The organism is Actinoplanes palleronii (assembly GCF_016862315.1).
GTDB lineage: Bacteria > Actinomycetota > Actinomycetes > Mycobacteriales > Micromonosporaceae > Actinoplanes > Actinoplanes palleronii.
The window spans coordinates 1-12,559 of record NZ_BOMS01000078.1; the positions used below are offsets into that span (position 1 = coordinate 1).

General features: G+C 71.0%; 12 protein-coding genes. 2 read left to right on the forward strand and 10 right to left on the reverse strand.

The features are described from left to right. The 10 genes from Apa02nite_RS25605 to Apa02nite_RS25650 all read right to left on the reverse strand — a co-directional run. On the reverse strand, positions 1-771 hold a 771-nt coding region (locus tag Apa02nite_RS25605; RefSeq protein WP_275412521.1), incomplete at its 3' end, for a Clp protease N-terminal domain-containing protein. A 350-nt stretch (positions 772-1,121) separates the two neighbouring features. Beyond that, the gene (locus Apa02nite_RS25610; protein WP_067699169.1) at positions 1,122-1,478 is read right to left on the reverse strand and encodes a histone-like nucleoid-structuring protein Lsr2; all 357 of its coding nucleotides are present in this window, start codon (positions 1,476-1,478) and stop codon (positions 1,122-1,124) included. 104 nt (positions 1,479-1,582) lie between these two features. Continuing rightward, positions 1,583-3,091 carry a lysine--tRNA ligase gene (gene lysS, locus Apa02nite_RS25615; RefSeq protein ID WP_067699167.1) on the reverse strand — a complete coding sequence of 503 codons (1,509 nt, stop codon included), beginning with the start codon at positions 3,089-3,091 and terminating at the stop codon, positions 1,583-1,585. Positions 3,092-3,152: 61 nt separating this feature from the next. Continuing rightward, entirely contained in the window at positions 3,153-3,911 is a 759-nt protein-coding gene (locus Apa02nite_RS25620; RefSeq protein ID WP_067699165.1) for a type III pantothenate kinase, read from the reverse strand. Positions 3,912-3,973: 62 nt separating this feature from the next. Continuing rightward, positions 3,974-4,831 (reverse strand): carboxylating nicotinate-nucleotide diphosphorylase, encoded by an 858-nt coding sequence (gene nadC, locus Apa02nite_RS25625; protein ID WP_203827247.1) that lies wholly within the window; start codon positions 4,829-4,831, stop codon positions 3,974-3,976. Further along, complete coding sequence (locus Apa02nite_RS25630) at positions 4,828-6,474, reverse strand: L-aspartate oxidase (protein ID WP_203827248.1); 1,647 nt, start codon at positions 6,472-6,474, stop codon at positions 4,828-4,830. The genes nadC and Apa02nite_RS25630 overlap by 4 nt, the downstream gene beginning before the upstream one ends. A 61-nt stretch (positions 6,475-6,535) precedes the next feature. Then, positions 6,536-7,471 (reverse strand): septum formation family protein, encoded by a 936-nt coding sequence (locus Apa02nite_RS25635; protein WP_083972032.1) that lies wholly within the window; start codon positions 7,469-7,471, stop codon positions 6,536-6,538. A 92-nt stretch (positions 7,472-7,563) separates the two neighbouring features. After that, on the reverse strand, positions 7,564-7,992 hold the full coding sequence (gene panD, locus Apa02nite_RS25640) for an aspartate 1-decarboxylase (RefSeq protein ID WP_203827249.1): 429 nt from the start codon (positions 7,990-7,992) through the stop codon (positions 7,564-7,566). Continuing rightward, a complete protein-coding gene (panC, locus tag Apa02nite_RS25645) occupies positions 7,992-8,840 on the reverse strand; it encodes a pantoate--beta-alanine ligase (protein WP_203827250.1) in 849 nt (282 codons plus the stop codon). The genes panD and panC overlap by 1 nt, the downstream gene beginning before the upstream one ends. Further along, positions 8,837-9,751 (reverse strand): Rossmann-like and DUF2520 domain-containing protein, encoded by a 915-nt coding sequence (locus Apa02nite_RS25650; protein ID WP_203827251.1) that lies wholly within the window; start codon positions 9,749-9,751, stop codon positions 8,837-8,839. The genes panC and Apa02nite_RS25650 overlap by 4 nt, the downstream gene beginning before the upstream one ends. A 288-nt stretch (positions 9,752-10,039) precedes the next feature. Here Apa02nite_RS25650 and Apa02nite_RS25655 point away from each other — a divergent pair, with 288 nt between their 5' ends. Both Apa02nite_RS25655 and Apa02nite_RS25660 read left to right on the forward strand, forming a co-directional pair. After that, positions 10,040-11,149: an SAM-dependent methyltransferase gene (locus Apa02nite_RS25655; protein ID WP_239164561.1), complete on the forward strand. Its 1,110-nt coding sequence runs from the start codon at positions 10,040-10,042 to the stop codon at positions 11,147-11,149. A 227-nt stretch (positions 11,150-11,376) separates the two neighbouring features. Then, entirely contained in the window at positions 11,377-12,501 is a 1,125-nt protein-coding gene (locus tag Apa02nite_RS25660; protein ID WP_203827286.1) for an NADH-quinone oxidoreductase subunit D, read from the forward strand. The last annotated feature ends 58 nt before the right edge of the window (positions 12,502-12,559 follow it).

The window sequence follows — 12,559 nt, forward strand, 5'->3', positions numbered from 1 at the left end:
GCGGGAACCGGCGACCAGCGCGCCCAGGTCGAGCGTGTAGAGCTGCTTGTCCTTCAGCGTCTCGGGCACCTCGCCCTTGACGATGGACTGGGACAGGCCCTCGACGACGGCGGTCTTGCCGACACCCGGCTCGCCGATCAGCACGGGGTTGTTCTTGGTGCGGCGGGACAGCACCTGCATGACCCGCTCGATTTCCTTCTCCCGGCCGATGACCGGGTCGAGCTTGCCCTCGCGGGCGGCCTGCGTCAGGTTGCGCCCGAACTGGTCGAGGACCAGCGAAGTGGACGGCGCGGCTTCGCCGGTGGCGGTGCCCGCGGCGGCCGGTTCCTTGCCCTGGTAGCCGGAGAGCAGCTGGATCACCTGCTGGCGGACCCGGTTCAGGTCGGCGCCGAGCTTCACCAGGACCTGGGCGGCGACGCCCTCGCCCTCACGGATCAGGCCGAGCAGGATGTGCTCGGTGCCGATGTAGTTGTGGCCGAGCTGCAGCGCCTCCCGCAGGGAGAGCTCCAGCACCTTCTTCGCCCGCGGCGTGAACGGGATGTGCCCGCTCGGCGCCTGCTGACCCTGGCCGATGATCTCCTCGACCTGCTGACGGACGCCCTCGAGGGAGATGCCCAGACTCTCCAGGGCCTTGGCGGCGACGCCCTCACCCTCGTGGATCAGGCCGAGCAGGATGTGCTCTGTCCCGATGTAGTTGTGGTTGAGCATCCGGGCCTCTTCTTGGGCCAGGACGACAACCCGTCGCGCTCGGTCGGTGAACCGCTCGAACATGCCCTCGTGCTCCTCACGTGCCGTGCGCCAATGTTGAGCCTGTCTCAACAGCTGGCGGGCCAGCGCACGGGCATCGGTGATACCCGTGCTGTAACTCTATCGCCGCCCGGAGACTCCGCTGGGCCCTCGGAGCCCCTCGAAACGATCCGCGACGTTGATTTAGCCAACTTCGCACGCTCAGCGGCTGTTCCCCCACCCGAACGTGTACGCGGACAGCGAAATCCCCACAGTCCACAGGCTGTGGACAACAGCACCCTTCCTGTGGATAACGGTACTGAACGAGCGCTGACGACGGGCCGGAAGCACAGAGAGGGCGCACCGGTGACCGGTGCGCCCTCTCGTCACGAAGCTCAGGCCCGACCAGGGCCCTTCGAGTGGTACTCGTCGACGATCTCCTGCGGAATGCGGCCGCGGTCGGAGATGTCGTAACCGGCCTTCTTGGCCCACTCCCGGATCGCCTTGTTCTGCTCCCGGTCCGCCGCCGCACCGCCCCGGCCACGCGCCGCGCGGCCGCCGACGACCACACCGCCGCGAGCCACCTTGGTGCCGGCCGTCACGTACGTAGCGAAGACCTCCCGCAATTCAGCGGCGTTCTTCTCCGAGAGGTCGATCTCGAACTGAATACCGTCGAGCGCGAACTTGACGGTCTCGTCGGCTTCGGTGCCGTCGATGTCATCGACCAGCTTGTGAATGATCTGCTTGGCCACGCGCCGTTATCCTCCCGAACACAGGTTCTCTCCCACGCAATGGGAGAACAATAACGCCAGGGGGACATCGCCCGTCAATGGCGGGGGCGATAATGGGCGTTCGGCTACTCTGCGCGGACCAACGGGAAGAGGATCGTTTCCCGAATGCCCAGGCCGGTGAGCGCCATCAACAGCCGGTCGATTCCCATTCCCATGCCACCGGTCGGCGGCATTCCGTACTCCATCGCACGGAGGAAATCCTCGTCCAGCTGCATCGCCTCGGCGTCGCCACCGGCGGCCAGCAGCGACTGGGTCTGCAGGCGGTCCCGCTGGACGACCGGGTCGACGAGCTCGGAATACCCGGTGGCGAGCTCGAAGCCGCCGATGTAGAGGTCCCACTTCTCGGTGAGGCCGGGGGTCTCCCGGTGCGCGGCGGTCAGCGGCGAGGTCTGCTCCGGGTAGTCCCGGACGAACGTCGGCTGCTGCAGGTTGTCCTGCGCGAGGTGCTCGAACAGCTCCTCGGCCAGCTTGCCGGCGCTCCACTTGGGGTCGACGCCGAGCTGCACCTTCTCCGCGTACCGCTGGAGCTGGGCCAGATCGGTCGCGATGGTGACCTCCTCGCCGAGCGCCGCGGAGATCTCGCCGAACAGGGTGGTGGTCTTCCACTCACCGCTCAGGTCGAGCTCGGTGCCGTCGTAGTGGGTGACCACGTGCGAGCCGGTGATCGCCTGCGCGGCCTCCTGAATCCACTCCCGCGTCCAGACCTGCATGTCGTTGTAGTCGGCGTACGCGTGATACGCCTCGAGCATGGCGAACTCCGGCGAGTGCGAGGAGTCCATGCCCTCATTCCGGAAGTTCCTGTTGATCTCGAAGACCCGGTCGATGCCGCCGACCACGGCCCGCTTCAAAAACAGTTCCGGAGCGATCCGCAGATAAAGATCGGTGGCCATAGCGTTGCTGTGAGTCACAAACGGGCGAGCCGCCGCGCCACCGTGCAGCAACTGCAACATCGGCGTTTCCACCTCGAGATAATTGCGGCGGAAGAGCGACTCGCGAAGGCTACGCACCACGGTTGCCCGAGTACGCACAGTGTCCCTGGCCTGCGGCCGGACGATCAGATCCACATAGCGCTGCCGCACCCGGGTTTCCTCGGAAAGCGGCCGGTGCGCGACCGGCAGCGGGCGCAGCGCCTTGGCGCTCATCGCCCAGGAGTCGGCGAGGACCGAGAGCTCGCCCCGCCGGCTGGTGATCACCTCGCCGGTGACCGCGACCAGGTCGCCCAGGTCGACGAGGCGCTTCCAGTCCTCCAGGCGCTCGGCGCCGACCTTGTCCAGCGAGAGCATCGCCTGCAGCTCGGTGCCGTCGCCCTCCCGCAGGGTGGCGAAGCAGAGCTTGCCACCACTCCGGAGGAAGATCACCCGGCCGGTGATCGACACCTGGTCGCCGGTGGCGGTGTCCGTCGGGACCTCCGCGTACTGCTTGCGGATCTCGGCCAGGGTGATGGTCCGGGGGACGGTGACCGGGTAGGGCGGCACACCCTCGGCCAGCATCCGGTCCCGCTTCGCCCGGCGGACCTTCATCTGCTCGGGCAGGTCCTCGGCGGGGTCAGTCACTGGCACGTTCTGCTCGGTCACGGCACGGTCTTCCTGTGTGGTGGTGGGCTCTGCAAGACCTGGAAAGCCTACTCAGCCGTGCTCAGACGTTCCGCTCATATACCATCCGCAGCCCGATCAGCGTGATCATCGGCTCGTGCGCGGTCAGCGTGCGGCACTCGTCCTTCACCAGCCAGGCCAGGCCACCGGTGGCGATCACCGCGCGCACCGGGCCGATCTCCTCGACCATCCGCTCGACGATCCGGTCCACCTGGCCGCCGAAACCGTAGTAGAGCCCGGACTGCAGGCACTCGACGGTGTTCTTGCCGATCACCGAGCGCGGCTTGGTCGGCTCCACCTTGCGCAGCTGGGCGGCGCGGGCGGCGAGCGCGTCGAAGGAGATCTCGATGCCCGGCGCGAACGCGCCACCGAGGAACTCGCCCTTCGCGCTGATCAGGTCGAAGTTCGTGGTGGTGCCGAAGTCGACGACGATCGACGGTCCGCCGTAGAGGGCGTGCGCCGCCAGGGTGTTCACCACCCGGTCGGCGCCGACCTCCTTGGGGTTGTCGATGGCCAGCTGCACACCGGTCTTCACACCCGGTTCGACGATCACGCTGGGCACGTCGTCGTAGTACCGCTTCAGCATGGTGCGCAGGTTGCGCAGCGCGGCCGGCACGGTGGAGCAGGCCGCCACCCCGGTGATCTCGACCGCGTCACCGGCCAGCAGACCCCGGAACATCAGTCCGAGCTCGTCCGCTGTCGAGTTGGCGTCGGTCTTGATCCGCCAGTTGTGCACCAGCTTGTCGCCGTCGAAGGTCGCCAGCACGGTGTTGGTGTTACCGATGTCAATGCAAAGCAGCACGGGTGCCCCTAAGAATCACAATCAAGACCCTTATTTGTACGCGTCGCAGCCCGCCCGCCCGGTCAGCGGGGGCGCAGGTCCAGCGCGATGTCGAGGATCGGCGACGAGTGGGTGAGCCCGCCCACCGACAGATAGTCCACACCGGTCGCCGCGTACGCCGCCGCCGTCGCCAGGGTCAGGTTGCCGGTCGCCTCCAGCTCGGCCCGCCCGCCGATCGCGCCGACCACCTCGGTCAGCAGCTCCGGGGTCATGTTGTCGCAGAGCAGGAACGTCGCGCCGGCCGCCACCGCCTCCTGCGCCTCGGCCAGCGTGGTCACCTCGACCTGCACCGCCACGTCCGGGAACGTCGCCCGCACCAGCCGGTACGCCGCGGTGATGCTGCCGGCCGCCAGCTTGTGGTTGTCCTTGATCATGGCGACGTCGTACAGGCCCATCCGCTTGTTGGTGCCGCCGCCGACCCGGACCGCGTACTTCTCCAGCGACCGCAGCCCCGGCGTGGTCTTGCGGGTGTCCAGCACCGTCGCCCGGCTGCCCTCGAGCTGGTCGGCCCACCTGCGGGTGTGCGTGGCCACCCCGGACATCCGGCTGATCAGGTTGAGCGCGGTGCGCTCGGCGGTGAGCAGCGCCCGGGTCGGCCCGGTGATCACGGCAAGCACGTCGCCACGGACCACCCGGTCGCCCTCGGCGGCGATCTGCCGGAACTCGGCGTGCCCCTGCGAGGTGACCGCGAAGACCTCGGCGGCCACCGGCAGCCCGGCCACCACGCCGTCGGCCCGGGCCACCAGCTCGGCGGTGTCGGTCTGCTCGGCCGGGATGGTGGCCTCGCTCGTCACGTCACGGGGCGGCTCGCCCAGGTCCTCGGCGAGCGCGGTCAGCACGATCCGCTGGACCTCGGCGAAGTCCAACACGTAGTCGATCAAGACATCTCCTGGAAGGTCTGGGTCATCGCGCCGTCCGCGCCGATCGCGTCGAGCAGGTGGCCGCGCCACTCGTCGGCCGCGGTCGGGTAATCCTCGCGCCAGTGGCAGCCACGCGTCTCCCGGCGGCTGCGTGCCGACGCGACGAGAGCGGTGGCGACGGTGAGCAGGTTCGTCGCCTCCCACGCCGCGGTGTTCGGGGTGGACCGGGACTCGGCCAGCCGGCTCAGCTCCTTGGCCGCGCCGGCCAGCGAGTCGGCCGAGCGCAGCACGCCGGCGCCCCGGGTCATGGTGCGCTGCACGTCGGCCCGGATCCCGGCGTCGGCCACCCAGGCCGGTGTCAGGTTCATCCGCACCGGGTCGGCCTGGGCCGGCAGGTCGCGGCCGATGTCGTCGGCGATCCGCTTCGCGAAGACCAGGCCCTCCAGCAGCGAGTTGCTGGCCAGCCGGTTGGCGCCGTGCACGCCGGTGCAGGCCACCTCGCCGCAGGCGTACAGGCCCGGGATGGTGCTGCGGCCGTGCAGGTCGGTACGGACCCCGCCGGAGGCGTAGTGCGCGGCCGGGGCGACCGGGATCAGCTCGGTGGCCGGGTCGATGCCCGCGCCCCGGGTCGAGGCCATGATGGTCGGGAAGCGCTGCTCCAGGAACTCCTGGCCGAGGTGCCGGGCGTCCAGGTAGACGTGGTCCGCCCCGGTGGCCCGCAGCACCCGGTGGATGCCCTTGGCGACCACGTCGCGCGGTGCCAGCTCGGCCAGCTCGTGCTGCCCGACCATGAACCGCACGCCGTTCTCGTCGACCAGGTGCGCGCCCTCGCCGCGCAGCGCCTCGGAGATCAGCGGCCGTTGCACCGCGGTCTCCCCGGCCGTCACGAACGACGTCGGGTGGAACTGGACGAACTCCACGTCGGTGACCGCCGCGCCGGCCCGCAGCGCGAGCGCCACGCCGTCGCCGGTGGAGACCGAGGGGTTCGTGGTGGACGCGTAGATCTGGCCCATCCCGCCGGTGGCCAGCACGACCGCGCGGGCCAGCACGGCGCCCACGCCGTCCTCCGAGCCCTCGCCCAGCACGTGCAGGGTGATCCCGCAGGCCCGGCCGTCGGTGGCGCGCAGCAGGTCCAGCACCAGGGCGTGCTCGACGAGCCGGATCCACGGGTCGCGGCGGACCGCGGCGTGCAGGGCGCGCTGCACCTCGGCGCCGGTCGCGTCGCCACCGGCGTGCACGATCCGGTCGGCCCGGTGGCCGCCCTCGCGGGTCAGCATCAGCGAGCCGTCCGGGTTGCGGTCGAACTCGGCTCCCCGGCGGATCAGCTCCCGGATCCGGGCCGGGCCCTCCTCGACGAGGACCTTCACCGCTTCCGGGTCGCAGAGCCCGACGCCGGCGATCTCCGTGTCGTACGCATGCGCCTGTGGTGTGTCCAGCGGGTCCAGCACCCCGGCGATGCCGCCCTGCGCCCAGCGCGTCGAACCGTCGTCAATATTGACCTTGGTGACCACGGTGACGTGCAGGCCCTGCTCCCGCAGGTGCAGAGCGGCGGTCAGGCCGGCGACCCCGGAACCGACCACGACCACGTCGGTGGTCTCGGTCCAGCCCGGCTCGGCGGCGGCGAGCCGGCGCGGTAGGGCCGGGAGATCCGCGAGAGGTGACATGTGGTCAGTACACTCCGCCCCCGCGTCCCCGTCACCGCGGGGGCGTCATCAGTGGTCACCGTTACTTGTACTGGACCGGCAGGGACTTGGTCCCCTTGCCCTTCAACGACGAGGTCAGCTCGGCGCCGTCCAGCCACAGGTAGCAGCGCACGCCACGATCACCCTGGGTCCACACGTCCGAGTTGCCGGGCAGCGAGACCACTCCGGTGCGGTACTGCAACTCCTTGTCGTTGGGCACCCCGGTGTACGCGGACACCACGGTCCGGCAGCCGTCGTGGAAGTCCTCCCAGGCCGCGTCGCCCTTGGGGTACGACGCGTCGGACGGCGCCTCCCACACCCCGGCGAACTCCGCGTTGTGCTTGCTGCCGCACGACGCCGGCGGCATGGTGTCGATCGCGCCGCCGTCGTCCAGCTTGATCGCGTAACAGCTGAGCTCCAGGTCGGAACTGGCGGCCAGCGCGTTGCGCAGCGTGCCCTGCCGCTCCACCAGCGCGCCGTTGTCCTCGATCGAGTCGAGCTCCACTACGTCGCAGCGGAACCAGCGTGAGCCGCCGGTCCAGGCCGCCGGCGACGGGTGGGTCACCCCGATCCACAGCCGCGCGGTCCGCCACGGCGCCCCGACGTACGTGCTCACCTTCTGGTCACAGATCTGGTACGCGGCCCGCGCGGCCGCCGACGACTCGGCCGGCGGCTGCTCGGCGTCCGCGGACGAGCCGGTGTACGTGCCGACGTAGACCGTCTCGGTGCGGTGCTGGACCGAGCAGTCCACCTCCTCGTACGTCGCCCGGGGCCCGGTCGCCGCGAAGTTGGCCAGGTGGCAGGTCTCCGACATCGGCTCGAACCCGGTCGCCGGGGCCATCGCGCCCCAGTCGTTGGTGAGGTCGCCGTCGACGTTGCCGGGATTGCCGCACCCCGCCGCGAGCAGCAACATCACGCCCAGGGTGGCAGCCAGGTCGAAGCGCGGAGCGGGGCCCAGGAAGGCACGCCACTGTCGCATGAAGGAGCCTCCCGCACGCCGCCGATGTCCGATTTACGATCATATGGTGATCGGTCGGGTCCGACGGCGGCGTTCGGGAAAGTCACCCGGCGTCAGTGCGCGGACAGCGTGAGATCCCCGCGGACCAGCTCGTCGGCCATCCCGGTGACCGCCTCGGCCGGGTCGGTCCCCAGCTCGATCACCTGGTTGTCCGCGTCCACGTGGACCACGCGGGGCTGATAGGTACGCGCCTCGGCGCTGTCCATCTGACCGTAGGAGATCAGGATGACCAGGTCGCCGGGGTGCACCAGGTGCGCGGCGGCGCCGTTGATGCCGAGCACGCCGCTGCCCCGCTCACCGGCGATCACGTAGGTCTCCAGCCGCGCGCCGTTCGTCACGTCGACGATCGCCACCTGCTCGCCGGGCAGCAGGTCGGCCGCCTCCATCAGGTCGAGGTCGACGGTCACCGAACCGACGTAATGCAGGTCGGCCTGCGTCACGGTGGCCCGGTGGATCTTCGACTTCAACATGGTGCGGAGCATCAGACTGCCTTCCGGAGTGCGATCGGGACGTTGTCGATCAGGCGGGTGGTGCCGACCTTGGCCGCCACGAGCAGGCGGGCCGGGCCGTCGTCCGGGACCGCGCCCAGATCGGGACCGGTCAGTTCGAGGTAGTCCGGGCGTACCCCGGGCTCCTCCGACAAGATCTTGTGGGCCGCGGCCAGGACCGCTTCGGGATCACCGTGCGCCGCGCCCTCGCGCAGCGCGCGGGAAAGAGCAAGAGCGGACCGTCGTTCCGCCGGCGAGAGGAACCGGTTGCGGCTGGAGAGCGCCAGACCATCCTTTTCCCGTACGGTCGGCACGCCCACGATCCGCACACCGAGTTCGAGGTCGACAACCATCCGGCGGATCAGCGCGAGCTGCTGGAAGTCCTTCTCGCCGAAGTAGGCGACCTCGGCGCGGGTGAGCCGGAGCAGCTTCTCGACCACGGTGAGCATGCCGGCGAAGTGGCCGGGGCGGCTGGCGCCGTCCAGGATCGCGCCGAGCGGCCCGGGGTTCATCGTGATCGACGGCGGCCCGCCGGGGTAGACGTCGTCCCGCGACGGCGCGAAGACCAGCGCGGCCCCCTCGGCACGGCAGGCCTCGAGGTCCTCGGCGAGGGTCCGCGGATACTTCTCGAAGTCCTCGTTCGGCCCGAACTGCAGCGGGTTCACAAAGATCGTCACGACCACGAACGCGGAACTCTGCCGGGCCACCCGGATCAGCTCCCGGTGCCCGTCGTGCAGCGCCCCCATGGTCATCACGACCGCGATCCCGCCGGCCGCCTGGTCGAGCGGGGCTTTGTCGAGTGCCGCCGCCAGCTCGTCGCGGGTGTGCACCACCTGGGTCATGCCGGGCTCCCCACGGTCGTCTCGCTGGCGTCATTTCCGGTCAGCGCCGCTTCTGTGGTCAGCTGCGCCGCCGCGGCCTGGAACAGCACGTCGAGCAGGGCCGCGGCGTCGTGCGGGCGCAGCCGCCCGGACGCGATGGCGCGGTCCGCGGTGCGCCGGGCCAGACTCAGGTACGCCGGGACGGCCCGCGCCGGCATCCGCGCCAGATGCTTCGCCACCGTGCCGGCGTCACCCCGGGAGACCGGGCCGGTCAGCGCCGCGTCACCCATCCGCAGGGCGTTGTCCAGCGCCGCGGTCAGCAGCGGGGTGAGCACCCGCGCGGGCTCCTCGACACCTGCCGCGCGCAGCACGTCGGCCGCCTCGTTGACCAGGGTGACCAGGTGGTTCGCACCGTGCGCGAGCGCCGCGTGATAGACCGGCCGGGCGTCCTCGGCGATCCACTCCGGCACTCCGCCCAGGTCGGCGATCAGCCGGGTGGCGAACACCCGGTCCCGCGTGGTCACCCCCCAGGCGATCCCGGGCAGCCGGGCCACGTCGGAGTCAGCGCCTGTGAAGGTCATCGCGGGGTGCAGGGCCATGCCGTTCACGTCACCGAAGACGTCGAGCCCGTGCGCGCCGGAGGTGTGCGCGACGAGTTGCCCGGGCCGCAGCGCCCCGGTGCCGGCCAGCCCGGCGACCACCCCGCGCAGCGCGTCGTCCGGCACGGCGAGCAGCAGCAGGTCGGTGGCGGCGCGGGCGACCTCGTCGGCCGGCAGGATCGCGGCGTCCGGCAGCAGGCGCGCGGCCCGGTCCCGCGACGCGGCGGAGACCGCGGCGGCGGCGACCACCCGGTGCCCGGCCGCGTTCAGCGCCGCACCCAGCACGGCGCCCACTCGCCCGGCGCCGATCAGGCCCACGGTCAATGTGTTCATGGATCCAGTCCTCGTCTCGGGGTACCGGTCGAGCGCCAGTATGCGCCGTCGTAACACGCTCGTAGCAACCACGTGTGAACAACCGCACCAGCCGTTCGTCACCGTCCCCCGGCTGGCTTCCAGAGGTGTATCGGACGCTCGTTGACACCCCTGAGGCCCAGCCGGGTTCCGGTGGCTGCCCGGCCGCCGGGTCCCGGCTGGCGCTGGCGGCTGTCTCGACGGCCGGGAGGCACCCGTCAGCGCCAGCCGATGCCCGGAGCGGGGCGGTGTCGCGCTTAGGCTGGCGGCATGGTGGCGATCGGCTGGCGGCTGGCGATGCAGTCGGCGCTTTATGGGGCGGACGGGTTCTTCGTGCGTCCCCAATCCGGGCCCGCTGATCACTTCCGGACCAGTGTGCACGCGTCGCCGCTGTTCGCCGGTGCGCTGCTGCGGGTGGCCGAGCGGGTCGACGCCGCGCTGGGGCATCCGGCCACGTTCGACCTGGTGGACGTGGGCGCCGGGCGGGGCGAGCTGCTCTCCGCGCTGTGCGCGCTGCTCCCCGCCGAGCTGGCCGCCCGGGTCCGCACGGTCGCGGTCGAGAAGGCACCCCGGCCGGACGGGTTGAACCCGGCGATCCGCTGGCGCCCGGACGTGCCGCAGACGGTGACCGGGCTGCTGCTCGCCACCGAGTGGCTGGACAACGTGCCCCTCGACGTGGTCGAGACCGACGAGCAGGGCCGGCTGCGAAAGGTCCTCGTCGACCGGCACACCGGCGCCGAGACCCTGGGCGGCCCGGCCGACCCGGCCGAACTCTTCTGGGCAAGCCGCTGGTGGCCGGGCGAGCTCGGCACGGCCCAGGGCGAGCTCGGCACGGCCCGAGAGGCGGCCGGTGCGGGCCGAGAGGTAGCCGGTGCGGGCCGAGAGGTAGCCGGTGCGGGCCGAGACGCGGCCGGGGCGGGCCGGAGTGATCGTGCACCGGGGCGGATCGAGGTCGGTGCCAGCCGGGATGCTGCCTGGTCGGAGGCGGTGGACCGGGTCCGGCGGGGTGCCGCGCTCTGCATCGACTACGGGCACCGCCGCGACGAGCGCCCGCCCTTCGGCACGCTGACCGGGTTCCGCGACGGCCGCCAGGTCCCGCCGATCCCGGACGGCCGCTGCGACGTGACCGCCCACGTGGCCGTCGACTCGCTCGCGGCGGCGGCCGGTCACCCCTACCAATTGGTCCGCCAGCGCGAGGCCCTGGACGCGCTCGGCATCAGCGGCGCGCGCCCACCGCTGTCCCTGGCCACCACCGACCCGATGGCTTACTTGCGGGCCCTCTCCACCGCCGGCGCCGCCGCCGAGCTGACCGCCACCACCGGCCTGGGCGCCCACTGGTGGCTCTGGCACCCGATCAACCTCGACCTCGCCCTCGCCTAGGGCGCCCTCTCCCGGTCGTGGGAGTGCGGGCTCCTGCCGACCCGGGGGCGTGCGGTGGGTGTGCTCATTGTCGTACCACAGGAGTTTTGGCATCTCGGACGGCGACCGTGCGGGGATCGCCTGCCGGGAGCGGACGCCTGCCTCGGGTGGCGGTCGCGAGCGGCGGGCTGAGACGGACCGCGCCGGGGGCGTGGGACGATGCGTCGGTGACTGATTCGCTGCGGGAGATGACGGTCGGGACCGGGTCCGGGCTCGAGACGGCGGACATGGTTCTCAACATCGGGCCGCAGCATCCATCGACGCACGGTGTGCTCCGGCTGAAGCTGACGCTCGACGGCGAGCGGGTGGTCGACTGCGATCCGATCGTCGGCTACATGCACCGCGGGGCGGAGAAGCTGTTCGAGGTGCGGGACTACCGGCAGATCATCATGCTGGCGAACCGGCACGACTGGCTGTCCGCGTTCTCCAACGAGCTCGGCGTGGTGCTCGCCGTCGAGCGGCTGATGGGGATCGAGGTGCCCGAGCGGGCGATCTGGCTGCGGATGGCCCTCGCCGAGCTGAACCGGGTGCTGAACCACCTGATGTTCCTCGGTTCCTACCCCCTGGAGATCGGCGCGATCACGCCGATGTTCTATGCGTTCCGGGAACGGGAGACGCTGCAGGCGGTCATGGAGGAGGTCTCCGGCGGCCGGATCCACTACATGTTCAACCGGGTCGGCGGCCTCAAGGAGGAGATCCCGGCCGGGTGGACGAAGCGGGCCCGGCAGGCGGTCGCGGCGGTCCGCAAGCGGATGCCGGACCTGGACCGGATCATCCACAAAAATGACATCTTCATGGCGCGGACCGTCGGTGTCGGCGTCCTGTCGGCCGCCGACGCCGCCGCCTACGGCGCGTCCGGTCCGGTGGCCCGGGCGAGCGGTCTGGATTTTGACGTACGCCGGGACGAGCCGTACCTGGCCTACGACGAACTCGACGTGCCCGTGGTGACCCGGACCGCCGGGGACTGCCACAGCCGGTTCGCGGTGCTGCTCGAGCAGACGCAGGTCTCCCTCGACCTGGTCGACCAGTGCCTGGACCGGGTGGAACGGATCGGCGGCCCGGTCAACGTCCGGCTGCCCAAGGTGGTCAAGGCCCCGGAGGGCCACACGTATGCGTGGACCGAGAACCCGCTCGGGGTGAACGGGTACTACCTGGTGTCCCGGGGCGAGAAGACACCGTGGCGGCTGAAACTGCGGACCGCGTCCTACGCGAACGTGCAGGCCCTGGCGACCCTGATCCCCGGCTGCCTGGTACCGGACCTGATCGCCATCCTCGGGTCGATGTTCTTCGTGGTCGGCGACATCGACAAGTAGGCGCCCGGTTCTTCGGGGTCGTCACCGAGCCCGGCAGCTTCGCCAGCTGCCGGGCGGT